A 26,200-nucleotide genomic window follows, 5' to 3' on the forward strand; every position below is an offset into this window, starting at 1 on the left:
GTAAATTTTAATATTCTTTAAGAGTCCAGTTTGGATATATCTCTTGGAAACATAAGGATATAGCGGGTCGTCTTATTCACAATTAATCCCGATAAAAGCTGATCTTCCGACTCATGCAGCCTTGTTCTTCTCCCATTTTTATGCAGTAAATAAATCGGTTGTTTCTCTGCATGATATGGCAATAATTTTCTTTTAATTTCATGAACCAATTCATTACCATTATTGATTCCGAAAAGTTCATTACTCTTTTTTATTTTTTCCTCAATTATTTCCTGGCCAAAAGGATGTGATGAAATAATTGTTTTAGGCAAATTTCTCTGAATTACACATTTGCACCAGTATGACAATACAAAATCTTCTGAATTCTGCCATTCTTTCATGGCCTGAATTACATCATTATCATCAAGCTGAGTAAATCTTTCTATATCTTCATCTGTGGCACCGCTCTTTTCACGGTATAAAAAATATTTCAGATTGTCTGTTGCCGGAAGTTTTACACCCTGGGAAATCAGATATTTTGCCCTTTCAAGGATTTTAACTAAAAGAAACTCTGCCAAAGCTGAAGTTTTATGATAGTACACCTGCCAGTACATGAACATTCTGGCTGTCAGGAAATTTTCAATGGAATAAATCCCTTTTGCATCAATCACCAGTTCGCCTTCTTCACAGACATTCATCATAGAGATGATTCTCTGGGTATTAATATTTCCTTCTGAAACTCCTGTAAAAAAACTGTCCCTTTTTAGGTAGTCCAAACGGTCAACATCCAGTTGGGAAGAGATCAGCTGGTTAAAAAACTTTCTGTGATACTTCCCCTGAAACATTTCAATAGCCATGGATAGTTGGCCCTGGAATTTCTCATTAAGCTTATTCATGAGCAGCAAAGAAAGATTCTCATGATGCCAGTCATCCATCAGCATACTTTCCAATGCGTGTGAAAACGGACCATGACCGATATCATGCATCAAAATGGCCAGCATTGCTCCTTTTTCTTCTTCCTCAGAAATTTTCACTCCTTTCTGCTTCAATGTTTCTAACGCTGTAAACATCAAATGCATTGCTCCAAGAGCATGGTGAAACCTTGTATGGGTAGCACCCGGGAATATCAGATTCAAAAGTCCGGTCTGCCCGATTCTTCTTAATCTCTGAAAATAAGGATGCTCAATGATATCAAATAAAATTTCGTGTGGAATTTTGATAAACCCGTGAACAGGATCGTTGATGATTTTTAGCTTATTCTGCATTGAAACTTCAGTATTAGTAAACAAAGTTAGGCATTTTAAAATTTAGCCTCTTATTAAATTACTATTAAGATATTGGAATAAGACGATGCCCTACCGAATATTTTTCACCAAAAACATCATCATATCAACTTTAGAAATTCCTCGGCATCTATTTTTTATCAATTCAAGATTTTTTGAAAACCTTTTGCGTCTGTTATATTAAAGGATTATCTTTGAGAGAAAACACGACAACCTTTAATGAGACGCTTCTCACTTTTCCTATTTTTATTTTTAAGTTTAAACTTTTCCGCACAAATAATCACCGAGACCCAAAAGCTGGAATCTCTGTGCAGGGTTTGGGGATTCTTAAAATATTACCATCCTAACGTTGCAAAAGGAAATCTGAACTGGGACAAGCAGCTTTTTCAAAAAATCGATGAGCTTGAAAATATTAATGATAAGGAATCTCTCAATATTCTTTATTCTCAATGGATTGAAAGTCTCGGAGAAATTCCACAATGTAATGAATGTACAGTACAAGATCAGAAAGTTTATTTTCTCAAAAACTTTGACCTACGCTGGATTGACAATTCGCAAATTTTCTCCGATGATGTATCTCAAAAACTTCGTTACATTGAAAAAAACAGAAATCTTGGAGACAATCATTATTTTGGAAAAGGAGGAAGAAAAATATATTTCAGGAATGAAAAATCCTATGGTTTTCAATTTACTTCCAAAAGAAATGGTTTACTGGAGCTATTCAGATATTGGAATTACGTGGAATATTTCTTTCCTTATAAATATGAAACTGATCAGAACTGGAATGATGTCCTTACAGAAATGATTCCCAAATTCCTAATGATTGATAATGACGAGAATTTTCACCTGGCATTAGCAGAACTGGTGGCTAAAACGGATGACTCACACGCTTATATTTCGTCAAAAGAAATTCAACTTAGTTTGTATGGTCAAAGAAAAGTTCCAGTAGAATATACTTATGCTGAAGGAAAACTAGTGATTACAAAAGTTAACGACACACAATCCAGACATAAAAGTACTCTGCATCCGGGAGATGTCATTTATGATATTGAAGGAAAAACCATCCCGCAAGTGATCAACAGTTTAGCCAAATACACACCCGCTTCCAACTCATGGGGAAAGTTTAGCAAAATAAAAGATAAACTTCTCTTCAGCAAGAATGATTCTATTTCCATAAAGATTGAAAGGGATGGACAAAACATAGAAATAAAAACCCGAACGTATCTCATTAAGGATATTATTCACGAAAAAATACCTGTCTCAAAAAAATGGAAATTTATGGATGATGAAAAGAAAATCGGGTATGTGAATATGGGAATTATAGAAAAGGAAGATATTGACGAAATGTACAGTAGTTTAAAATCCGCAAAATCCATTATCTTTGATCTCAGGGATTATCCAAAACAAACGATCATTCCCTTAAGTTACCTTCTTCTTCCCAGCCCCTCAATCTATTATCAATTTACTTTTCCTGACACCACCTATCCCGGGAAATTTTACAGCAGAAAAAATGTCACCGGCAGAAAGAATCCTGAATACTATAAAGGAAATGTAATCGTTTTAGTAGATGAGAATACGCAAAGCCAGGCAGAAACTACAACCATGATGTTCAAACAGCATCCGAAAGCGAAAATTATCGGAAGTAATACTTCGGGAGCCAACGGAGATGTGATTATGTTTAAAATTGCCAACCTTGATACACGGTTTACAGGTTTGGGTGCTTATTACCCGGATTGCAGAGAAACCCAAAGAATCGGAATTATTCCTGACATCTTCATAAAACCAAGTGTAGAAGGGATAAAAAACGGAAAAGACGAAGTATTGGAAAAGGCTTTGGAATATATAAAAACGACTGATTAAGTGAAGTGAAAATGTGAATTATTCTACGCTATTTTCATTTAACTTATATTTAACTTTTAATCTTTCGAATTTGTGAGATTTTAAAAGGATTTGGTCAACATTTTGATACAATAACCATGTAAAAAATAAATTATGTCAGAAAAGATATTATGGATAGATGATGAAATAGATTTACTTAAACCTCATATCGTATTTTTAGAAAAGAAGGGTTACCAGGTAACTCCTGTTAACAATGTGAATGAGGCTTTGGAACTTATGGATTCAGAGAAATTCGCTTTAACCCTCATTGATGAAAATATGCCAGGTATTTCCGGTCTGGAGGCCATTCCAATGATCAAGGAAAAAGATAACGCCTTAAAAATCGTCATGGTAACCAAAAGCGAAGAGGAACACATTATGGAAGAGGCTATCGGTTCCCAGATTGCCGATTATATATTAAAGCCTGTAAACCCTAATCAGATATTACTTTCCCTAAAGAAAAACCTTCAGCAGGATAATCTTGTTGAACAAAAAACGATTCTACAATACCAGCAGGAATTCAGAAATCTTTCCATGGAACTTTCTTACCTGAGAACGTATCAGGAATGGGCTGAATATTATAAAAAGATCCTTAGCTGGGAAATCAAATTTGATAAAGTAGCAGACAATGAATTCGCGGATCTGCTGCAGTCTCAGAAAGAGGAAGCTAACATTCAGTTTGCCAAGTTTATTGAGAAAAATTATGAAAACTGGCTTACAGATTCAGATAAACCGATGATGAGTCACACACTTTTTAAGGAAAAAGTAAAACCGGAAGTGGAAAAAGAAAAAGTTCTTTTACTGATGGTGGATAATCTTCGTTACGATCAGTGGAAAGTGATTGAACCTTTATTTACAAAATACTACAATAAAGTTTCAGAAGATTATTACTACAGTATTCTTCCTACGGCAACACAGTATGCGAGAAACTCTTTCTTTGCAGGATTAATGCCGTCTGAGATTGAGAAACGCTTCCCTGATAAATGGTTCAATGATAATGAAGAGGGAAACAAAAATGAATTTGAACGTGACTTTCTGGAAGATCAGATGAAGAGAATTGGTCTCGGTTCAAAATCTATGAAATACCTTAAAGTACTGAACGCTGATTTTGAAAGAAAGATTTATGATGATTTCAATCAGCATAAAAATAATGATCTTCTAGTCATTGTCTATAACTTTATTGATATCCTGTCACACGCGAAAACAGATAATCATATTGTAGACCAGCTGATTCGTGATGATAAGACTTTCCGTTCCCTTACCTTCAACTGGTTTGAAAACTCTTCTTTATTGAAGATCATTAAGGCAGCTGCAGAAAACGGATATAAGCTGGTGATCACAACAGATCACGGTACTGTATATGTTAAAAAGCCAAGTAAAGTGGTAGGAGACAGAGAAACTTCTACGAATATCAGATATAAAACAGGTAAAAGCTTAACGTATGATGACAGTGATGTATGGGCCATTACCAACCCGGAAAAGCTTTTCCTTCCAAAAGGAAACCTAAGCTCGAAATATATTTTTGCTAAAAACAATATATTCCTGGCGTATCCTAAAAATTACAATCATTTTGTTAATTACTATAAAGAAACTTACCAGCATGGAGGAATTTCACTTGAAGAGTGTATTATCCCTATCAGCGTATTAGAACCCAAGTAGTTTATTTAATTTTGGGTTAAAGGCGGAAAAAATCGAATGATTTTTTCCGCCTCTTTTTTTAAGGCATTCATTTTGCATACTAGAAGACAACCTTAAATAAATATAATCTTATGAAAAAACACATTTTTATTGCAGCAGCATTCTCAGCATTATTTTTAACTTCATGTAACAAAGAAAAGAAAACAACAGATTCCACTCCCGCTTCTGTAGACAGTGTTGCATCCAAGCCATCTGATTCAGCAGCTGTTTCAGGAACTCAGGATGAAATTGTAAAAAGTACTTCGAAAGACAGCAATGGAAAAACGTTGGATATGACTTTCAATAATACCAAAAATACAGCTACGGTGGTTTTCAACAATGAAACAATTGAACTACAGGGACAAAAGCCTGCATCAGGAATATGGTATAAGAATGATCATTATGAGCTAAGAGGTAAAGGTGAGGAAATAGAATTGACAAAAGACGGTAAAACTGTTTTCAAAAAATAAAAACCTTACTAACAATATAAAAAGTCGGCTTTGAAATTAAAGACCGGCTTTTTTATTTCCCTACATTTGAAAAAATTTATTTTGTTTATGAGATTAATCACTTACAATGTCAACGGAATCAGAGCTGCTTTCACAAAAGATTTTCTGGGCTGGCTGAAAATTGCAGATCCGGATATCATCTGTATTCAGGAGAGTAAAGCAGGAAACGATCAGATAGATATCGAAAGTCTTGAAAAATTAGGATATCACAGTTATTGGCATTCTGCAGTAAGAAAAGGTTACAGTGGAGTCGGAATTGCTTCAAAAATAAAGCCTAATCATGTAGAGTATGGTTGTGGTATAGAAAGCTATGATAATGAAGGAAGAATCATCCGTGCCGATTTTGACGGATTTTCTGTAATATCCGTATACGTTCCTTCTGCATCTAATATTGAAAGACTGGATTTTAAAATGCAGTTCTGCCATGACTTCCTTGAGTATATCAAGAATTTAAAAAAAGAAATTCCTAACCTTGTTATATCCGGTGATTTTAATATTTGCCATGAAGCTATCGATATTCACAACCCTGTCGGTTTAAAAAATGTTTCAGGATTTCTTCCCATGGAAAGAGAGTGGATGACCAGTTTTATCAATGAGTGTGAACTGATTGACAGTTTCAGATTCTTTAATAATGAACCGGATAATTATACATGGTGGAGCTACCGACAAAATTCAAGGGAAAGAAATAAAGGCTGGAGGTTAGATTATAACTTCACTTCCTACAGTTTAAAAGATAAGCTTACAAGGGCTGTTATTTTAAAGGAAGCTGTACATTCTGACCATTGTCCTGCTCTATTGGAATTAGATGTATAATCAATGCTATATTTATCCATACAAAAAGCCAGCTGAATCAGCTGGCTTTTTTTAATTTAAATCATAAAATTAATCGACAATTTCATATTCGACCGGAATAGTACCATGGTTGATATCTCCGATCTCATCGAACGCAGCTTTAGACATGTCTAAAGATCTTGATGAATGGTAAGGCCCTCTGTCATTAATTCTCACTATTACCTCTTTACCATTTTTAAGGTTGGTTACCTTAACGTTTGTTCCAAATGGAAGCGTTCTGTTTGCCGCAGTGAATTTTGAGTTATCAAAGATTTCTCCGCTGGCAGTTTTTCTACCGTTAAATTTATCGTGGTAGTACGATGCATAACTTGTTTTTTTCGCATCTAAGGCATTACTTGTAAAAGAGTAAACACCTAGGGTTGAAATCATCATTATGATTACGAGAATGAATCTTTTCATCATTTTGAACTTTTATTGGTTTTGACGGAGCAAATGTATCAGGAATCTTTATAAAACCCTATTCAATATGTTAAAAATAGTTAATAAAAATACAACAAAATGTTAAAAATCACTGTAACCCCTTATGGATAGGGCATTTAGATCACCGTGTTAAAAAGTGTTAAAAAAATGGTTAAAAAGTTAACATAATTAACTAATTTACACATAATTTAAAATTTGAAAATACAAAACACTCTGAAAATCAATTTATTAAAAAATACCTATTGTTAAGATTTTAATCCAATAAAATAATTTTAAATTTAAAATTCTTAAATCCAGGATTTGAAGAAAATGACTATCAGAAGATGGTAAGCCCTATCCTGTCAAATTTCTGAATTAGATTTTAACATCTATAGATAGTGTTAAAATTTCAAAGCTTGATCTTACTTAAAAAAAAATAGCCGGAAATTTTAAAAAATTATCTCCATATCATTTATCATCATCAAAAATAAAAGAACCTCTCATCTCTTAAAAGTAAAAAACCAATGATTTCTCATTGGTTTTTTGTTATGTAATTAATAAATTTCTTTATTTTAAGTATTCTAGTACATAATCATATGTTCCACTAGGATACACTACAGACATACTTGGAGATCCTGTAACAGCAGCTCCGGTAGATGTATCATATGAATACAATTCTCTGGAGTATACTGTGTTAGTTCCTGCTTTATAAATAGTAATTCCGTACATAGCAGTAATTCCGGAAGGAGCAGGAATTGTTACTGCAGTAGTTGTACCGTTTGCAGCAAAAGTTCCTTTTATACCATAAATCTGTGCATTATTTACTTGTCTGTTTGTAACAGTTTCAGTAGTAAGGATATTTTCTTTACCACTACCACCTAATGGCAACCATTGCCCGGAAGCAGAAGAGAATGCTGGTGTTGGAGTAGGATTACTGAAATAGTAAAAACCTACACTGACAGGTTGATTACCAATACCAGAACCTGTAGCAGGAGTAGTACCCGCAACAGAGTTATATACGATCATACCATCATATGCTGTAGGAAACTTTAATGCATTGGTTACCTGTGTAACAAATGTAAAAGTAGTTAAGTTTGTTCTAGGAACAGATAAACCTTTTCCTAAGTTGTTGGATGAAGGGAAACTTGAAGCATCTAAGTAAACTGACTCTCCACCTATGGTTGCATTAATTGTATTATTTGTTTTGATCTGTGCATTAGAAAAGATACCCACAGCTAACAATACAAGAGCAGAAATTTTTTTATTTGTGTTCATTTCACTATTATTTTAAATTATAAACTTGTGCAATACCATGCACCACTGATGAAAGTATACTCTAATGCCGAACCTGATACTGCCGGCGAAGTAGTTGTACTAGAGTGAACACCAGTAACACTAAATCCAGCACCACCTGTAGCATCAACAATTCTGAATTTATCTCCGGCAACTGAAGTTGCTACTGGAGGAGCTGCAATAGTTACATTCGTAGTTACCAACATTGATTCATTCTTGTTAATAGAAGTCGATTGTGAAACGTTAGTATATCCAGTAGCTGTAACAGCACCAACGATAGGCTTCCATTCAGGAACTGAATTATCAAAATAATAGAATCCAGGGCCAGTAATTTTAACTTTTCTTGCACCTGTACCTGTTCCGGAAGTAATGTAAACAATAGCTCCGTTTTGAGGCGCAGCATATGTTCCACTAGTATCATCCTTAGCGGATAATTCTGCTGCTGTCATACGAGGGACTAGTAAGGCATCAGGTCTAGCATTGTCTGTAGTATTTGCTACTACGTCTAATGTTGCGGCAGGTGTGGTTGTGTTAATCCCCACTCGCCCCTGTTGAGCCTTAGAAACGGCCGAAAGGCCAACAAGCATAATTGCTGTTAATAAAAATTTTTTCATAAGTTTTTAAAGATTTTTAATTACATTTTTTTCATCAATATTTCCAAAAAAGAAGATACATCTCAACTTGTGAACACTGAATTAAAATAAAATAATCAAATAACTATTTCAATTAATTTTAGGGTTTATTTCAATGATTAACTTGCTGAAATCACATGATTTAAAAATATTGCTTCTTGCGCAAATTTAAGACATAATTTTCGATTTTAAATACATTATAATGGAAAATTAAAAAATCTTAATTACACAAAATATTAACAAATTGATTATCAATTAAATAAAAACCTACTACCGAGAAAATTCTATGTTAATTTTCGTTAATGAGTCAGCTTGAAAAATGCTATTTTTAACTGATTAATAAGCGTTTAGCTAAACCAATTCTCCGTATAAGTCAAATTCTTCGGCGGAGGTAATTTTAACATCTGCAAATTCACCAATAGAAATATAAGTATCTTCTGCTGAAACCAAAACAGTATTATCAACATCCGGAGAATCATACTCTGTTCTTCCGATGAAATAATTTCCTTCTTTACGGTCAAAAATACATCTGAATACTTTACCTATTTTTTCCTGATTCTTTTCCCATGAAATCTGAGACTGAAGCTCCATTATCTCTTCTACTCTTGCTTCTTTTACTTCCTGTGGAATATTATCTTCCAAAACATGGGCAGTAGTGTTTTCTTCGTGAGAATAGGTAAAGCATCCTAATCTGTCAAACTTCTGCTCTCTTACCCAGTCTTTAAGCTCCTGAAATATCTCTTCTGTTTCTCCAGGATATCCAACGATAAGCGTTGTTCTGATCGCCATATCAGGAACTTTCTCTCTGAATTTTCCTAAAAGGGCATCTGTTTTCTCATGGGTAGTTCCTCTCTTCATAGATTTCAGTAAGTCTGAATTGATATGCTGAAGAGGAATATCGATATAGTTACATACTTTAGGTTCTTCGCGGATAATATCAAGAACATCTTCAGGGAAACCGCTAGGGAAAGCATAGTGAAGACGAATCCATTCTATTCCTTCTACTTTTACCAATTCTTTTAAAAGATCGCCCAATGCTCTCTTTTTATAAAGATCAAGACCATAGTAAGTAAGATCCTGAGCAATAAGAATTAACTCTTTTGTCCCTTTTTTGGCCAGTTTCTGAGCTTCTGAAACCAGTTTTTCGATGGGTGTTGAAATATGCCCTCCTCTCATCAATGGGATTGCACAGAAAGAACAAGGTCTGTCACAGCCTTCGGAAATTTTAAGGTATGCGTAATGTTTTGGAGTTGTTGTTAATCTTTCTCCTACCAGTTCGTGTTTATAATCTGCTCCAAGATGCTTTAAAAGTATCGGAAGATCTCTTGTTCCAAAATATTGGTCTACATCCGGAATCTCTTTTATCAAATCCGGTTTATATCTTTCAGATAAACATCCTGTAACGAATACTTTCTCGACCTCACCTCTGTTTTTAGCATCAACATAATCAAGGATGGTATTGATAGACTCTTCTTTCGCATTATCAATAAATCCGCAGGTATTGATGACCACAATATCCCCACGGTCTTCGTGAACCACTTCTTTGCCATTGGCCTTCAGCTGGCTCATTAATACTTCAGAATCATATACATTCTTGGAGCATCCAAGAGTGACTACATTGATTTTCTTCTTCCCTACAGATTTTGTACGCATCGTTTTGATTTTGAGTCTGCAAAGATACAAAATATTGGAGAGTTAGGATTAAAAAATAAAAACCACTTTATAAAAGTGGTTTTCAGGGATATACTTTAAAAGTTTTTTTCTTTAAATCCAGGGGCATTCTGGTCTTTATCTGAAAGTATGGCATCTTTTTCATCTACTTTCCAATCGATATCAAGATCAGGATCATTGAATTTCACACTTCCTTCTGACTCTTTGTTATAAAAATTATCACACTTGTAAGAAAATACAGCATGGGTACTCAATACAGAAAAACCGTGTCCGAAACCTCTCGGTACATAAAGTTGTAATTTATTTTCAGCAGTAAGCTCTATTCCGAACCATTTTCCGAATGTAGGAGAATCCTCTCTAAGGTCTACAGCCACATCCCAAACGCTTCCTTCAAGGCAGGATACCAATTTTGCCTGGGCATGTTCTCCTTTCTGAAGATGCAGTCCTCTCAATACTCCATAGGAAGATTTAGAAATATTATCCTGCACAAAGTGCCCGTTCATTCCGGTAAGTTCCTCAAATTTTTTTTCGTTGAACTTTTCAAAGAAGTAGCCTCTTTCATCTTCAAATATGGTAGGCTCTATGATGTAGCAGTCTTTAAGCGGGGTTTCTTTAATTTTCATAATAGTTAAAAACTCTATTTCAATGTGGTTATTAATGTTTTAAACAAGATCTTTATATCGTTTTTGAAAGACATACTTTCAAAATACTCCAGATTCATTTTTACTTTGTTTGGAAATACTACTTCATCATTATAAGCTAAAGGATCTTCCTGATTTTTCAGAAGATATTCTTCATCTCTGTATTTAATACTTGCTTCACAGGTAAGCCCAGGTTTGAGTTCCAAAACTTTCCTGTCTTCTCCGACAAGTTTATCATAATATCCTTCAATATCAGGTCTGGGACCTACAAAACTCATATCACCTTTTACAATATTAAACAATTGCGGAAATTCATCGAGCTTAAATTTTCTGAGAGCCTGCCCAACTTTTGAACATGTTCTCTTATGTTCATGAATTGTTTTAATCTTAAAAATGGTAAATGGTTTTCCATATTGCCCTATTCGGGTCTGAAAAAAAATCCCATTAGAAGATGTATCCAAACTTGCAATCACAAATAAAATAATCAATACAGGCATAAGAAAAAGGATCAATATTGCCGCTAAGGCAAAATCAAAAACTTTTTTCCAATATTTATACTGATTCATTAAATTTAAATAATATTAAAGTCCAAAGTAAGAATGAACAACCTTTGCTATTCTTTCTCTGTCATCATCAGACAGATTAGAACCTGAAGGGAGACATAATCCGTTATCAAAAAGTTTTTCTGAAACATTCCCACCATAGTAAGGAGAAATTTCAAAGACCGGCTGTAAATGCATTGGTTTCCAAAGTGGTCTTGATTCTATATTGTCTTCTAAAAATGCATGTCTCAGACCTTCTCTGTCCTTTCCTGTAATTTCCGGATCAACGATCACTGCGGATAACCAGTGGTTGGAATAAAAATCATCATTCGACTCTGAAAATACAGTTACCCCTTCAATATTGCTGAAAAGGTCAACATAGAAATTGTGCATTGCTCTGCGGGCAGCCACTCTGTCCTTAAGCACTTCCATCTGTCCTCTTCCTATTCCTGCCACAATATTGCTCATTCTATAGTTGAAACCAATGTGCGAATGCTGATAGTGAGGAGCATTGTCTCTGGCTTGTGTAGAAAGGAAAACCGCTTTATCTTTATCTTCCTGAGTATGACAAACCAAAGCTCCACCTCCTGAAGTGGTAATGATTTTATTTCCATTAAAACTTAAGATTCCAAAACGGCCGAATGTTCCGCAAGCCTGCCCTTTGTAAGTTGAGCCAAGGGCTTCAGCAGCATCTTCAATCACAGGTATCTGGAACTCCTGAGCAATGGCTGTTATTTCGTCCATTTTTGCCGGCATACCATACAGGTGTACTACAATGATTGCTTTAGGCTTTGTTCCTTTCTGAATTCTGTCTTCGATGGCTTCTCTTAGTGCTTTCGGGCACATATTCCATGTAACCGGTTCACTATCCACAAAAACAGGTGTTGCTCCACAATACGCGATGGGATTGGCTGAAGCAGAGAAAGTCATGGATTGGCAGATTACCTCATCACCATGTACAACTCCACACTCGATAAGAGCAAGGTGTAATGCTGCAGTACCCGCAGAAAGAGCAGCTACTTTTGCACTTCCACCTAAAAACTGCTCCAGATCATTTTCAAATCCGTTAACATTAGGACCTAACGGAGCTACCCAATTTTCTTCAAACGCTTCGTTGATATATTTTTGTTCATTCCCTCCCATATGTGGCGAGGACAGCCAGATTTTAGTATTCATATTTTTGATTCGTAACTTTTATATAATATTTTTCTTGATAATTCTACCCGGATTTCCTACAACCACTGAATAATCAGGAACATCGTTAATGATGACCGCTCCGGCACCTATTACACACCATTTTCCTATTTTTATTCCCTGGATTACCGAAGCTCCTATTCCAATTTGAGAACCTTCTCCTACTTCTACTCCTCCGGCAAGTGCTGAATTGGGTGAAATATGAACAAAGTCTTCAACCACACAATCATGATCTACAGATGCATTGGTATTGATGATACAGTGTTTTCCAATGGCAGTATCAGCATTGATTACGACTCCGCCCATGATTACTGTTCCCTCTTCTATATTCACAGAAGCAGAAATTATTGATTTTGGATGTATTAAAGTACCCATCTCACTCTTCATCTGTTCTGCAATCTTTTTACGGATAAGATTATTTCCAATTGAAATAATAAGTTTTTCCTTATCGTCTGGTAAATTATTCAAGACTGGAAATCCGTAGCATTCATTTTTAGTAACATCCTGATCTATGAATGCCTTAATTTTTATGTCATTAGCAGCAGCAATATCTGCTATTACTTTACCGTGTCCGCTTGCTCCGAATAAATACATTATTTTTATTTTCCTTTAAAAGGTTCTATGGTAACGTGTCCATCTGCTGAAATACCTTCTCTTATAAATACTTTCTTTATCGTAAGAAATATTATTCTCAGATCCAGCATAAAGGATACATGGTCCACATACCAGACATCTAAATTAAACTTTTCTTCCCAGGAAATAGCATTTCTACCGTTAATCTGTGCCCAGCCGGTAATTCCGGGTCTTACTTCATGTCTTCGTGCCTGATGTTCATCATACAGGGGCAGATACTGTACCAATAATGGCCTTGGGCCTATTAATGCCATATCTCCTATCAAAACATTAATCAGCTGAGGAATTTCATCTATAGATGTTTTACGGACAAATGATCCTACTGCCGTAAGTCTTTCTGCATCTGATAACAGATTACCTTCAGAGTCGGTTTTGTCATTCATCGTTTTGAATTTTATAATGGTAAAAATATTACCGTTTTTCCCTGGTCTTCTCTGCAAGAAAAAGGGCTTCCCTTCATTTGCGATAGCCAAAGCAACAAAAAAAACTATAAATATAGGGCTAATTATAAGCAAACCGGTTAAAGCTAATATAAAATCAAAAACTCTTTTTACAAAAACACGATACATCTTTTTTTTTCTCTTTATTTTTAAGCGTTAATAATTTTGTCATAGGATTGTTGTACCTGAAATTCTCTTTCCAGAAATCTTCTGCTATTTTCCCTCATTTCTTCAAAATCTTTCGTATCCATTTCTACAAATTTATCTATTGCTTTTATCATCTCCTGAAGATTTGCTGAATCCACAGCTATTCCACAATTATTCTTAACTACATCTGTTCCGATGTCTGTACAAGAGTCTGTAGCAGTAAGGACCGGCAATTTAAACTCAAGATATGAGAGTAAACGTGATGGATAATTCGGGATGGTAAAATCTTTATGCAGGAAAATCAGTCCAACATCACAGGACTGTACCAGCAGGTCATAATCAGTTTTTGGAATGGCAGATAAAAGTAATGCGTTTTTGGGGCGGAAAGTATCAAACCATTTCCTCATTCTGCCAAATTCTGTTCCTGAACCCACTATCACAAAAAACAATCTGTCATCTTCAGCTTTAGCCTTTAAGGTTTCTATGACAAAATCAATACCCTGCGGTTTGCCCAGGTTTCCACCATAGATAAATATTTTTCTGTTTTCCGGGATGCCATACCTGGCGTGAATTTCTTTATATTGGTATACAATTTCTTTATTTAAAGGCAGGAGCTCAATAGCATTTGGATTTACCTCCAGTTTTTCTTTAGGAATAAAAGGATTATGCTCCATCACAAATTTTAGATTGGCATCAGACATACACCCAATTTTATCTGAAATCAAATATAATTCTTTTTCTTTATTTCTAAAGTAGTTGTACAGTAATCCTTTTTTGGACATCAGCTGCATATCCACAGCATTTTGAGGAAAGATATCCTTTAGAAGCAGATATGTTTTAGCCTGATCTCTTTTTTTGATATATTTAATAAGGTTCGTAAAAGTAATAGGAGGTGTGGCATAAATAACCAAATCAAATTTTACATCTGACAAGTGTTTATTGATGGCTCTCAGAAAGAGTTTATCGATTGTTAAGGTAGAAATTCCCTTTTCAATAAAGTTCGTTTTCTGGATATTAAGTGTTTTTACATTCAGAAAAACAGTATTCCCTTCTTTTTTCACTTTTGTTTCTTGATTTTCACATCTTTCAACAGGGGAAACTATATACAGATAGTGCCCATGCTGGGAAAATTCCCGCATTAAATCTTGATAAATACCACGTTCTTTTAAGGTATTTATCTTCACTAAGGTAAGAAACATTATATTCATAATTTACTCCAGACTACTCTGTTAACGTAATCGGTATAGCTTACAATAATTCTAACCATTTTTTCAGACACATTGGGCATAGAATAATCTGCCACAAGCCTGTAGTTTCTATTTTCTCCTGTTTGCTGCTGCTTAAGCTGTACCAACCCCTGTAAAATTCTCTCAGGAGATAATCCCACCATCATAACAGAAGCTTCTTCCATAGCTTCAGGTCTTTCATGTGCTTCTCTAATGTTAAGCGCTCTGAAATTAAGGATTGAGGATTCTTCTGAAATGGTACCGGAATCTGACAATACAGCATAACTTCTCATTTGAAGAGCATTATAATCATGGAAACCAAGAGGTTTCAGAAACTGAATTTCAGATCTCACCTGAACCTGCATTTTATCAATCATATTTCTTGTTCTGGGATGAGTTGAAAAAATGATTGGATATTGATATTCTTCTGCAATTGCATTAAGGCTGTCTATGAGCCCCTTGAAATTTTTATCTGAATTAATATTTTCTTCTCTATGGGATGATACTACAAAATACTTTCCTTCTTCAAGATTTAATCGAGTAAGAACATCGGAATTTTTAATTCTGGGAAGATAATGATTCAGAACCTCGTACATCGGGGATCCGGTTTTAATGATTCTGTCGGCAGGAAGACCTTCTCTTAAAAGATATTCTCTGGCAATATCAGAGTATGTTAAATTAACATCTGAAATATGATCAACAATTTTCCTGTTCGTTTCTTCGGGAACTCTTTGATCAAAGCACCTGTTTCCAGCTTCCATGTGGAAGATCGGAATCTGTCTTTTTTTAGCGGGAATAGCGCATAAACACGAGTTTGTATCTCCCAGTACTAAAAACGCATCTGGTTTTACTTCCTCGAGAAGCGGATCTATTTTAACCAAAATGTTTCCAATTGTCTCTGCAGCAGTTTTTCCTGCTGCTTCCAGGAAATGGTCAGGTTTTCTTAAGCCTAAATCGTCGAAAAAGATCTGGTTAAGTTCATAGTCGTAATTTTGTCCTGTATGGACTACAATGTGTTCTATTGCTTCAGAAGTATCTAAAGCGGCTAACACTCTTGATAATCTAATGATTTCCGGCCGTGTGCCCACGACTGTCATTACTTTTAATTTCATCATATGGTTATAAAAAAGTTATTCTTATAAAATGGAGAACTACAAAGGTAAAAAACGCGAGTAAAGTTTGCGAGAACAACCTGTATTTGTTTCTCAATTTTTCATCGTTATTAATAAAAAACGGATAAAAAATGATTAATGAAGCTAAAAACCAGGATAAATAGGCAAATCTATGAGCGTGATTTACTCTTACCAAAAATAAAAATATAGTATTTGTAAAAATAAAAACATTCACTATCCTATGATAAGTGACATCTTTTATCTTTTCAATGAATATAAAATAATAAGAAATTGCCATGATAACCGAACTATAGGCAATCAGATCCCAACGGAATACCTGCTCATCAATATTTTCTATAAAATATTGTGCTCTTTCATCCGGGATTAAGTTGGCAACAGTATGTTCAATTTCAATTCCAAAAAAATAAGAAGCAGGAATTGCCAATCCCCAAATCCAATAGAATTTTCTATCAACTTTGCTTATCAATCCTGAGAAGATATATACCAATACCGGAAGTCCCAAAGAAAAATGAGATCCAAATGCTAGTAACATGAGTAAAGACTTCCACCATTTGTTTTTAATAAAAACCGCATATAAAAACATGACAGATGCCATCCCTTGTCTGATACCATATACATTATAATTCCAGTAATAAAGGGAAGCTATATGACAGATAAAAAATAATATCCAGTGCTTTTTAGAAATATGTTTTGATACCAATACCAACAGTGCTACCGATACTAAACCACATAAGATAAAAAAACCTCTTTCATTGGTAATATATGAGGTAAACAAAATAAAATACCCGAAAAACAAATCCTTATTCGGCATTGGTGAAATTCCTTCTACACGTGCTATATCAAAGAATTCCCTATACATTTCGGAGTCTGTGAAACCTGTGATACCTACGGGTCTGAAACCAATAAGGATAACTAAAAACAGAGGAATAAGATAGAAATAGCCTGTATTTCCATCTATACTGAGTAACCGTTTTTTTGAATAACTATCTATCACAACTGCTGTAACCAGCAATGATGTAAACAGATAGAATACAATTGAAAAAGCAACCGGTGTATACATTTATTTATACTTTTACGAAATATGTATCAGGGTCTTCCGGGTTGAATGCTTCGTTAATCCAAAAAATGGTATAAAGATCTTCATTTCCTATATTCTTAATATTATGGGTATACCAGATAGGCATATCTACATAAGCGGGCTCATCCCCTTTCAAATAAAAATCGAAGACTTCTTCAGTATCAATTTTTCGCAACTGAATAAGTGCTTCTCCTTTTATTACTGCAAACCTTTCAATTTTTCTGGTATGAAAATGGTCTCCTCTCGTAATTCCGGGAACTGTTGTAGAGAATGAACACTGACCGCCTATTCCAAGTCTGATTACCTCTACAAAAGCTCCTCTCGGATCTGTATGTTGTGTGAATTTGACAGGATAATGGTTTTTAATATCAAAATAACAACGGAAAGTATTAAACAGGTTCAGATCAAAAGCTGATGTAAGCTGTGGAACCTCACCATTATCAAAATATAATTTTTTATAATTTTCAAGTTTTAACAATACTTCAGAGACTTTATTTACTGAAGTATGCTCTACTTCGTAAAACTCTTTAGAATCTGACGCTTCTATCTGGCCGATGATTTCCTGTACGAGCTCTCCTACGTAGATTAGCTTCACTTCGCCGTCATTATCAATAACAGGGGTTTCACCATGTGTAAGCTTGTAACAGAAGGTGGCAACGAAAGAATTATAGTTTGGCTTTCCAAAAGGTCCAAAAACATTAGGAATAATCATTCCTGTAAATTTTCCGCCAGCTTTTTTTGCCCAGTCTGCCAAAAGCATTCTTCCTTCTTTTTTCGATTTTCCATATAGATTATCTCTTTCTTCCTGAGAAGATGATGAAAATAAAACATGAGCCTTTGATTCTGTCCGTTCCAAAGAATCTATTAATTTCCTTACGAGTTCAATATTGTTACTGAAAATCACTTCAGGATCCGGATGACGATTCATTGCTGCAAGATGTACAATGACATCACATTGTTTTGCAAATGCATCCAGCTGATCCGGATGATCAAAAAAAGATCTGTCAAACTCAATCCTTTTATACCGCTCAGGCTTTAGCCCCAGTGTATTGTACAGATGTGATCCTACAAAACCGTTTTGTCCGGTTATTCCTATTTTTATCATCATTACATATTTTCAAAATAATCCAGAGGGAAACGATGGTCATCATCAATTTCACCTAAAGAATAATTTACCATTACTAAAAGTTTCGATCCCTTTTCTTTTGCCTGAATTGCTGAGGCATACCCTGCCGGCATATGAAGTACATCCAATTTTTCGTCATTCAACTCAAAAGTAAGAATCTGAAGATCTTTTGAGGGTTCTCCCCAGTGATCAATTTTCACCAATTTAATAATAAAAGCTCCCTGGATGGCTGTAAACCAACGTTGTTCTGTCTTATGTCCAGCCCATCCTCTTATATAGTCTATATTATTATTCTCAATGCAATATATTCTTTTTATTGAAGAAGCATTATAATTATTATTGAAAAAAAGGTTTCCTCTTTCATCAGCAGATTTTCCGCCCTCAATAATTTCCGGATTATTCATTTTTTAGTCCGGATATTGCATTACATCTTCTCCTAATACTTCTTTTCTGATCAAAGGCAGCTTCAAAAGAAGTTTTTTCATTCCTTCTACATCCTGCTGATTCGTATTATGAGAATGATAATCTTCTATTTTTGAAATGTCTTTCATACCCTCTGAAAAATACTTATCATAATTAAGATCTCTGTTATCTGCAGGAATTCTGTAGAAATCTCCCATATCTTCTGCCTTCAGCATTTCTTCACGTGTACAAAGAGTTTCATAAAGCTTTTCCCCATGTCTTGTTCCAATTACTTTTATCGGACTGTCTGCTTTAAACAATTCTTTAAGAGCCTGAGCCAGATCACCGATAGTTCCTGCCGGTGCTTTATTGACAAACAGGTCTCCAGTATTTCCATTTTCGAAAGCAAATAAAACAAGTTCAACAGCTTCCTCCAATGACATTAAAAATCTCGTCATCTTTGGATCTGTAATAGTAATAGGTTCACCGTTTTTAATCTGTTTAACAAATAATGGAATCACAGAACCTCTGGATGCCATAACGTTTCCGTATCTCGTAAGACAAACTGTTGTATTTTTCAGATTTCTGGAGGCTGCTACTACTACTTTTTCCATCATTGCTTTGGAAATCCCCATGGCATTGATAGGATAGGCTGCCTTATCCGTACTCAAACAAATCATTTTCTGAACATGATTTGCTTCAGCTGCATCAATTACATTCTGTGTTCCTTCTACATTGGTTTTTAATGCCTGCATAGGGAAAAACTCACACGAAGGTACCTGCTTCAGGGCTGCAGCATGAAAAACATAGTCTACTCCTCTCATAGCCAGCTCAATACTTCTGTAATCTCTTACATCTCCGATATAAAATTTCAGTTTATCATTTTTAAATTGATTTCTCATATCGTCCTGTTTCTTTTCATCACGGGAAAAAATACGGATTTCTTTAAAATGATCGGTATTGATAAATTTTCTTAGAACGGCTGTTCCGAAAGAACCTGTTCCTCCAGTAATTAGTAATACTTTATTATGAATATTCATAGAAAATTTTTATTATATTATTATAATGACTGATAAAAGAATAGCTGTTCTTAAAATGTTTCTGAGCATTCAGACTCATTCTTTTAAAGTCTTGTTCATTCACGTTACTGATCATTTCTGCAATAGCCTCAGGATCGTTATAATTTACAAAAAAACCTGTTTCTTTATCCAAATTCATATACTGAATGTCTCTGTATTGGGTTGTAATCAACACACAGCCATTCTTTAATCCTTCTATCAGAGATATAGGCTGCCCTTCTGCATTATAATTGGTAGGTAGAATCAAAAAGTCAGCATTCTTTAAAATCTGATCTTTGGCTTCTCCCTGAACCAATCCTTTATAGACAACATTGTCTTCCAGCTTATTTTCTTTCACAAAATTATGAAAGTAATCTTTTGCTTTTTCAACGCTGTCAAAAGTCACATCATCCGAGTTACTTAAAAAGTTTCCACAGAAATAAACCTGCGGAAAAATATTATATTTTTCTTTAAGGATCAGGGACGAATGTAAAACATCCAAATAGCCTTTACTCTCAATAAGATTAGAAAGATACAGGATCACCGGTCTGGTCGGATTATATTTTTTTTCTATTGACTCGTCGTTATCAAATTCCGGAATTCCATTAGGAACTACCTTTACTTTTTCTTTATAGTTATCTACAAAATCAAAAAGATCAGTATATACTCTGGACAAAACAATAATACAGTCACATTGGTCGTATGTTTTTTTGATTATTTTCTGAAGGAAAGGAGACTGTTCAAGATAGAATGTTTTAAAATTGCCTCCATGCAGGTGGGCTACGATTTTCTTTCCGAATAATGCAGAAATCCAGACAAACATAAAATCTCTGTAAAAGCCCAGTCTGGACTGTGCTACTGCAATGTAGATCATCTTTGACTTACCTATTGTCGTTATATAAAAGTAAATCAGTTTGATGCACGCTGTAAGATATTCCAGTATCTTCTGAAAATTACTGTCGGTATCTACGCTTACTGTGATATACTTGAACGGAATCATTTGCTTTTTCAACTCGTCCAAAAGCATATCAAAACATATAGACTGACCACTTATATTTTTAGGGGAGGATTTTACTCCCATTAAAACAAATTTCATCTTTGTAGTTTTATATTACCCGGGCTAAAAATTCTGATAATAACAAATACAATTACCAGGGTAATAGAGTTAATAATAATATTAAGAAGACCAATATTCGAAAAGGCAACAGATCCCGAAATAAAGAGCGTATAAAAATAAATATATTTAAATCTTCCTTTTTTACATCCCTGATAGAGAGTATTAGCAATTCCTCCAAGAAAAAAGTAAGCCAATAACAGTCCTATAATTCCAAAGTTCATATAGGCTGCATAATTACCTACAGGAAAGGAAGTCATATAATCATCATCTACACGGTAAGGTTTATCAATAAACCGTTTTTCGTTTGACATTACTGCCAGGTAAAGTCCATCATCTCCTTTTGGTAGCTTACTTACATCGCTTCTTATAATGGGATGCAGTAAAATTTTTACTACATCTACATATCCTTCTCCATACCAGAAGCCATGTCTGTCAAACATATCTATGATAAATAAATACCTATCCAGTCCACTCATATCAGAAAGCAACTGATAAGACTGATAAGAGTTTTCATCTTTAGTTGTCATCACGGATACCAATCCTTCATTATTCCATGCTGCGGTGCCTCTGAATTTTGGGATGATATACATTACTCCCAAGAAAAGTGCCATCAATAAGATGTACTTGGGCTTAAAGAATTGTTTAATAGATGCTGGCCTTTTTATTTGTATAACAATAAAACAGAATATAAGCATGTACAATATCTGAGTACGTCCGCCGGTAAGCAGGGAAGATAACAGGAAGGTAATAAAAAACACTCCCAGGTTGATCTTTTGTACCAAGTTTAACCGGTCTCTTAAAAGATAGAGATATAATATATAATATCCGATAATCTGTTGAGTGAAATAGATATATCCCAGTTTACTTATATTTTCATTTCTATTGATAAAAATTTGAAAAAGATTGTCAAGCTGTAAGGATTTAAAGTTATAAACAGAAAGTAAGTAAAATATAATACTTAATAAAAATAACAAATTCTTACTTTGTCCCACCGTAATAATATCCAGCTTACTAATCAAAGAACTTAACATTTTTTTCAGAAAAGATACAGTCCCTACAATAAAAAAAATAATACAGCCTACATGCAAAAGAATATACTTGAACAGCAAGTTATTTAAATTATCAGTATCAACAGGTGTATAGATAATATCAGGATGCTTCACTATATAGAACATATACGGAGTAGCCAATACCGAAAAAAACAATATAATATTTATGGGTAAAAGAAAATCGTACTTTTCATACCCAAAAAATCTGTAATTCTTCCTAAAAAAGAAAAATACCAGAGTAAGAAATATTATATATAATATTATAAAAAAAGTCATCTAAGCTGTTTTAGAATTTTCTCATTGATAGAAAGAAATGCGGGCCATGAATATTTTTCTGCTGCCAGTTTTCTACATCTTGCAGGCATTCCATCCTTTTCAGAAATATTTAATATTTCCAACACTTTTAAAGCTATATTTTTAGGATCTGTAGTAGATATTCCACCTACATTTTCGTTACAATAGGTATCAAGGATCATAAATCTTTCTTCCTCATTATCAGCAAGCATAATGACTGGGACTCCTGAACTGAAAGCTTCAAGTGTTACCAGTCCTAAGTTGGGACCGTCCACAGTTTGTAAGTAAAGATCAAACATTGGAATAATTTCATTAACATTATCTATAAATGGTCGCAAAAAGACTTTATCCGATAATTGAAAATCTTTTATCATACCCAGTAGTCTTTCTTTTTCAGGACCTTCTCCATAGATAACACCTATTGTATCTTCATCCTCAATATGCCTGAAGGCTTCTACAAAAAGATCAACCCTTTTTATAGGATAGAGTCTGCAACATATTCCAACAATCCTCTTATTTAGAGGTAAATTAAACTGCTCTCTGTCTTTTTTATCGGCAACATTAAATTTATTAATATCTACAGGGAGCCTGTTGATTATTACTTTCGAAGGATCTACCTTATTTTTTTGCTTTAGCTGTAAAGATAGGTATTCACTCAACCCGATAAAAATGTCCGTACTTCTATTAGGCAGTTTAGTTTTCCAGATAAATTTTTCTTTGGCATCTGCATTTTCATATACATGCATGGTTATATATATGATTTTAATTTTTTTATTAAAAATTTTTAATAACCAAAAAACCAGTGCAGAATCAGGCTGGCTACAGTATATTGTATCAATATTATGATCCTTAAGGTATTTTTTTACTTTAAAGATCTTTGAAAGCATTTTAAAAGTATTGGTTCTATCAGAATCATCAAACTGATGTATTTTTTTTCTATCAATAGCAGGGAAACGTTCCAGTAAATCCATATTGCATGAAAAAACAGCATAATGCAGATTATCATACTGCTGCTCCAAATTTTCGAATAACTGTGCAGAAAAACTTTCTGCCCCTCCAAAACACAGTGTATTAGAAACAATCAATATGTTATTCATTTCCTTTTAAAATTTGTTTGTTAATAATATACATAGAAATACCAAATAAGCTACCACACCAAAGTATATTATATCCCAAAAAAGCAATTACAGACCCCGTAAGACCAAAATAAAACGTAAACGGATAATATAATAATGCTGCAACAACAATCATGAATACTGAAAAATACAAGGCCACTTTATTTTTATCCATCACTGTAAATAGGTAATTGTAAGGTATCTGGATGAAATAAACCAAAATTGAAATTAAAGATAGTTTCAATAACCACAAGTGGTTCATATCAAAATTCTTGAAGAGATAATTGATGTAGTCTGAAACAAAATAAGAAATCAATAAAATAATAAGTCCTGCAGCAAATAATGGAACTGCAAGTTTTATTGAATTTATTTTTAGCCTTTGAAGTGACACTTTATACCATTCTACCTGCTTATTAATCAAAAAACTACTGATTGCACTTGTAAAAATAGAAAATATCCCCAGAATAGTAATAATTATACTAAACAGACCAAAATCCTCTGGGCTGCATATCTTTTTTACAATAAATAAATTCAGCCTTGCAGATAATAAGTATATGGTGCTGCTCATTAACAGGGGCAATGTTCTTTTAAAAAGATCAGTCTGATAAGTATCAAGAAATATGATTTTTTTAACAATTCCCTTTTCAAAAAAAAGAAGAATAAAATTGACCAAACACCAGATTATACTGTTGAATAAAAATATATAGCTGATCTGATGGAGATCAAACCCCTTATAAATCCCAAGAATGACAAAGGATATAAGGCTTATATAGTGCATGCTTTTTAATATTGAAAATTTTAAAATTTCCTCCTTAGAAAGCAATGTATAATAATAAGTTTCAGACAAAGAATCGATTCCTCTGGAAACTATCATTAACAGTACTATTTCGCTGAAAAGGTTTAGTTCCAATAGTACAAATGAAATAATAAATACAGATAATGAAATCAGGATTCTAATGATATATAAAGATATGGCATATTTATCCCTAAGTGCTGTCTTCAGTACAAAATCACGCCGCATAGTTGTTAACAAGGCAACAGCTAAAACACTGGAAACCAACTGCCCCACAGTATTAGCAAATGTAAGTTCTCCAATTTCTGCTAGAGATGCTTTCTTGGAAAAAGAGATCAGGATAACAAAAACTGAAAATCCGGCAATATACTCCGGTGCAGACATCAACAGCATATTTTTGAAAGCTCTAACTTTATGTTTCATAAATCTCCTATTTAGTCTGATTTCTCAGAATATTCCTTTGCAGGATTACCTTTTACCATTTTATTATCTCCAATGTTACCAACCACATTGCTTCCTATACCAATAAGACTTCCATTGCCTATCTTTACTCCATTTCTGAAATTTGAAGAAGCTCCTAAATAGCAGTTCTCTCCGATGATGACATCTCCACAAATAGTATTATTCGCTGCAACCAAGGTATAATCCCCGATTTTAGAATCATGATGAACAACAGTATTAGGGAGAATACAAATATGATTTCCTATTTCTGCGTTTGCAGTAGCTACAACTCCGGCCATAATAAGGACGTTTTTTCCTACCTTTACATTCTTTCCGATAACAGCTTTAGGATGGATAAGTGTTGTAAATCTGTCAGTCTTTATTTCAAGTCCATCAATTATTTGCTTTCTTTTTTTATAAGAATCAGGACTGCCATTGACAGCCAGGACTTTAGCTTCAGGAAATTCCTGAAATGCCTCTCTGCTATAAATTTTAATGCCATACTGTTCCGTTCCGATCATCGAAGGATTATCAGAAATAAAACCTATACAACACTGCTCTTCAGACAGACAGTCTAATGCCTCAATACCAGTCCCGCTATAAGGAAATATTAATATTTCTTCTTTAGTTTTCAATAGATTTAAAGTATTCGGCTGTTCTTAAAATACCTTCTTCAAGATCTACTTTTGCTTCAAAGCCTAAAATTTCTTTTGATTTTGCTACACTAGGGATTCTCATTTCAATGTCTGCACTAAGAGCATCTTTGAAGATGATTTTACTGTTGCTCTTCAGTACTCTGCATACAGATTCAGCTAAACCTAATGTTGTAATAACCGTTCTCTGGTTACCCAAATTGAAGCTTTCTCCGATAGCTTTCGGGTCTTCAATACATCTGATCAGGCAGTCTACAAAATCATCAACAAAGCACCAGGCTCTGATTGCCGTACCGTCTCCATAGATATAGATATCTTCATTTTTAAGCGCTTTTTTGATGAAAATCTGTAAAGCACCTTCCCCGGTTTGTCCAGGACCATATACGTTGAAAGGTCTTACAGTAACCACCGGAAGTTTATGCTGCTTGTAATACGCGTGAGCCAAATGTTCTCCGGCAAGCTTACTTACTGCATATACCCATCTTGCTTCTCCTACGCTTCCTGCAACCGCAGTGTCTTCTTCTCTACTTTTGAAAGCGTGGCTACCAAAAATTTCAGAAGTACTGAAGTCTATAAATCTGTCTTTTATTCCGTTTATTTTTGCTGCTTCCAACGCATTCGCAGTTCCGATCATGTTTACGCTCATTGTTCTTACCGGATCTTTGATTACAGTATCAATACCTGCAATACCTGCTGCGTGAACAACAACGTCAGCACCTTTCATGCTTTCTGTTAAAAATGCTAAGTCTAAAACATCTCCTTTGATGACCGTCAAATTCTGGTGATTTGCTAACCCGCTTGAACTTAATGTATCTCTGTGAAAGTTATCATACACCACAATTTTATTATTCTCTATGTAATGTTTAATCAGAGTATTGGCAATAAATCCTGCACCTCCGGTGATAAAAATCGTTTTGTTAGTTATCATTTTAAATAAATTTTTTT

General features: G+C 34.3%; 26 protein-coding genes. 4 read left to right on the plus strand and 22 right to left on the minus strand.

Going from position 1 to position 26,200, the window contains the following annotated elements; all coding sequences use genetic code 11:
* Positions 1-17 precede the first annotated feature (17 nt).
* A complete protein-coding gene (locus RHP76_RS09330) occupies positions 18-1,244 on the minus strand; it encodes an HD domain-containing protein (protein WP_062674054.1) in 1,227 nt (408 codons plus the stop codon).
* A 237-nt stretch (positions 1,245-1,481) separates the two neighbouring features.
* Here RHP76_RS09330 and RHP76_RS09335 point away from each other — a divergent pair, with 237 nt between their 5' ends.
* The 4 genes from RHP76_RS09335 to RHP76_RS09350 all read left to right on the plus strand — a co-directional run bounded on the left by RHP76_RS09335 (position 1,482) and on the right by RHP76_RS09350 (position 6,139).
* A complete protein-coding gene (locus tag RHP76_RS09335; protein WP_311230031.1) occupies positions 1,482-3,122 on the plus strand; it encodes a S41 family peptidase in 1,641 nt (546 codons plus the stop codon).
* Positions 3,123-3,254: 132 nt separating this feature from the next.
* Positions 3,255-4,799, plus strand: coding sequence for a T9SS response regulator signal transducer PorX (locus RHP76_RS09340; RefSeq protein ID WP_062674050.1), 1,545 nt, complete (start codon positions 3,255-3,257; stop codon positions 4,797-4,799).
* A gap of 110 nt (positions 4,800-4,909) precedes the next feature.
* Positions 4,910-5,287: an MliC family protein gene (locus RHP76_RS09345; RefSeq protein ID WP_062674048.1), complete on the plus strand. Its 378-nt coding sequence runs from the start codon at positions 4,910-4,912 to the stop codon at positions 5,285-5,287.
* Positions 5,288-5,374: 87 nt separating this feature from the next.
* Entirely contained in the window at positions 5,375-6,139 is a 765-nt protein-coding gene (locus RHP76_RS09350; protein ID WP_120232051.1) for an exodeoxyribonuclease III, read from the plus strand.
* Positions 6,140-6,208: 69 nt separating this feature from the next.
* Here the strand turns inward: RHP76_RS09350 and RHP76_RS09355 are convergent, their stop codons facing one another.
* The 21 genes from RHP76_RS09355 to RHP76_RS09455 form a co-directional block, all read right to left on the minus strand.
* Positions 6,209-6,580 carry a septal ring lytic transglycosylase RlpA family protein gene (locus RHP76_RS09355; RefSeq protein WP_062674044.1) on the minus strand — a complete coding sequence of 124 codons (372 nt, stop codon included), beginning with the start codon at positions 6,578-6,580 and terminating at the stop codon, positions 6,209-6,211.
* Between the two features lie 564 nt (positions 6,581-7,144).
* Positions 7,145-7,852: a hypothetical protein gene (locus RHP76_RS09360; RefSeq protein ID WP_062674042.1), complete on the minus strand. Its 708-nt coding sequence runs from the start codon at positions 7,850-7,852 to the stop codon at positions 7,145-7,147.
* A gap of 17 nt (positions 7,853-7,869) precedes the next feature.
* Complete coding sequence (locus tag RHP76_RS09365) at positions 7,870-8,412, minus strand: phage tail-like protein (RefSeq protein WP_311230032.1); 543 nt, start codon at positions 8,410-8,412, stop codon at positions 7,870-7,872.
* 441 nt (positions 8,413-8,853) lie between these two features.
* Positions 8,854-10,155, minus strand: coding sequence for a 30S ribosomal protein S12 methylthiotransferase RimO (gene rimO / locus RHP76_RS09370; protein ID WP_062674038.1), 1,302 nt, complete (start codon positions 10,153-10,155; stop codon positions 8,854-8,856).
* A gap of 95 nt (positions 10,156-10,250) precedes the next feature.
* On the minus strand, positions 10,251-10,796 hold the full coding sequence (gene rfbC, locus RHP76_RS09375; protein WP_034699135.1) for a dTDP-4-dehydrorhamnose 3,5-epimerase: 546 nt from the start codon (positions 10,794-10,796) through the stop codon (positions 10,251-10,253).
* A gap of 14 nt (positions 10,797-10,810) precedes the next feature.
* Positions 10,811-11,380 carry a sugar transferase gene (locus RHP76_RS09380; RefSeq protein WP_062674036.1) on the minus strand — a complete coding sequence of 190 codons (570 nt, stop codon included), beginning with the start codon at positions 11,378-11,380 and terminating at the stop codon, positions 10,811-10,813.
* Positions 11,381-11,395: 15 nt separating this feature from the next.
* Positions 11,396-12,532 (minus strand): DegT/DnrJ/EryC1/StrS family aminotransferase, encoded by a 1,137-nt coding sequence (locus tag RHP76_RS09385; protein WP_311230033.1) that lies wholly within the window; start codon positions 12,530-12,532, stop codon positions 11,396-11,398.
* Between the two features lie 18 nt (positions 12,533-12,550).
* The gene (locus tag RHP76_RS09390) at positions 12,551-13,144 is read right to left on the minus strand and encodes an acetyltransferase (RefSeq protein WP_311230034.1); all 594 of its coding nucleotides are present in this window, start codon (positions 13,142-13,144) and stop codon (positions 12,551-12,553) included.
* Positions 13,145-13,149: 5 nt separating this feature from the next.
* Positions 13,150-13,752, minus strand: a complete 603-nt coding sequence (locus RHP76_RS09395; protein WP_311230035.1) for a sugar transferase — start codon at positions 13,750-13,752, stop codon at positions 13,150-13,152.
* A 20-nt stretch (positions 13,753-13,772) separates the two neighbouring features.
* Positions 13,773-14,978: a glycosyltransferase family 4 protein gene (locus tag RHP76_RS09400; RefSeq protein WP_311230036.1), complete on the minus strand. Its 1,206-nt coding sequence runs from the start codon at positions 14,976-14,978 to the stop codon at positions 13,773-13,775.
* The gene (gene wecB / locus RHP76_RS09405) at positions 14,975-16,111 is read right to left on the minus strand and encodes a non-hydrolyzing UDP-N-acetylglucosamine 2-epimerase (RefSeq protein ID WP_311230037.1); all 1,137 of its coding nucleotides are present in this window, start codon (positions 16,109-16,111) and stop codon (positions 14,975-14,977) included. The genes RHP76_RS09400 and wecB overlap by 4 nt, the downstream gene beginning before the upstream one ends.
* 4 nt (positions 16,112-16,115) lie before the next feature.
* On the minus strand, positions 16,116-17,189 hold the full coding sequence (locus RHP76_RS09410; RefSeq protein ID WP_311230038.1) for an EpsG family protein: 1,074 nt from the start codon (positions 17,187-17,189) through the stop codon (positions 16,116-16,118).
* A gap of 4 nt (positions 17,190-17,193) precedes the next feature.
* Positions 17,194-18,312 carry a polysaccharide biosynthesis C-terminal domain-containing protein gene (locus tag RHP76_RS09415; protein ID WP_311230258.1) on the minus strand — a complete coding sequence of 373 codons (1,119 nt, stop codon included), beginning with the start codon at positions 18,310-18,312 and terminating at the stop codon, positions 17,194-17,196.
* Between the two features lie 2 nt (positions 18,313-18,314).
* Positions 18,315-18,737 carry a WxcM-like domain-containing protein gene (locus tag RHP76_RS09420; RefSeq protein ID WP_311230039.1) on the minus strand — a complete coding sequence of 141 codons (423 nt, stop codon included), beginning with the start codon at positions 18,735-18,737 and terminating at the stop codon, positions 18,315-18,317.
* Positions 18,738-18,740: 3 nt separating this feature from the next.
* Positions 18,741-19,775, minus strand: a complete 1,035-nt coding sequence (locus tag RHP76_RS09425; RefSeq protein ID WP_120232060.1) for a polysaccharide biosynthesis protein — start codon at positions 19,773-19,775, stop codon at positions 18,741-18,743.
* Entirely contained in the window at positions 19,762-20,889 is a 1,128-nt protein-coding gene (locus tag RHP76_RS09430; protein WP_120232061.1) for a glycosyltransferase family 4 protein, read from the minus strand. Before RHP76_RS09430 ends, RHP76_RS09425 begins: the two co-directional genes overlap by 14 nt.
* Positions 20,886-21,521, minus strand: a complete 636-nt coding sequence (locus RHP76_RS09435; RefSeq protein WP_311230040.1) for a hypothetical protein — start codon at positions 21,519-21,521, stop codon at positions 20,886-20,888. Before RHP76_RS09435 ends, RHP76_RS09430 begins: the two co-directional genes overlap by 4 nt.
* Before the next feature lie 710 nt (positions 21,522-22,231).
* Positions 22,232-23,350 (minus strand): glycosyltransferase family 4 protein, encoded by a 1,119-nt coding sequence (locus RHP76_RS09440; protein WP_288443351.1) that lies wholly within the window; start codon positions 23,348-23,350, stop codon positions 22,232-22,234.
* The gene (locus RHP76_RS09445; protein ID WP_120232064.1) at positions 23,343-24,584 is read right to left on the minus strand and encodes an MATE family efflux transporter; all 1,242 of its coding nucleotides are present in this window, start codon (positions 24,582-24,584) and stop codon (positions 23,343-23,345) included. The genes RHP76_RS09440 and RHP76_RS09445 overlap by 8 nt, the downstream gene beginning before the upstream one ends.
* A gap of 11 nt (positions 24,585-24,595) precedes the next feature.
* Positions 24,596-25,237, minus strand: a complete 642-nt coding sequence (locus RHP76_RS09450; RefSeq protein WP_120232065.1) for an LbetaH domain-containing protein — start codon at positions 25,235-25,237, stop codon at positions 24,596-24,598.
* Entirely contained in the window at positions 25,227-26,183 is a 957-nt protein-coding gene (locus tag RHP76_RS09455) for an NAD-dependent epimerase/dehydratase family protein (protein ID WP_311230041.1), read from the minus strand. The genes RHP76_RS09450 and RHP76_RS09455 overlap by 11 nt, the downstream gene beginning before the upstream one ends.
* Between the last annotated feature and the right edge of the window lie 17 nt (positions 26,184-26,200).

It is taken from the genome of Chryseobacterium sp. SG20098, from assembly GCF_031844745.1.
In the GTDB taxonomy this organism is placed as follows: domain Bacteria; phylum Bacteroidota; class Bacteroidia; order Flavobacteriales; family Weeksellaceae; genus Chryseobacterium; species Chryseobacterium cucumeris.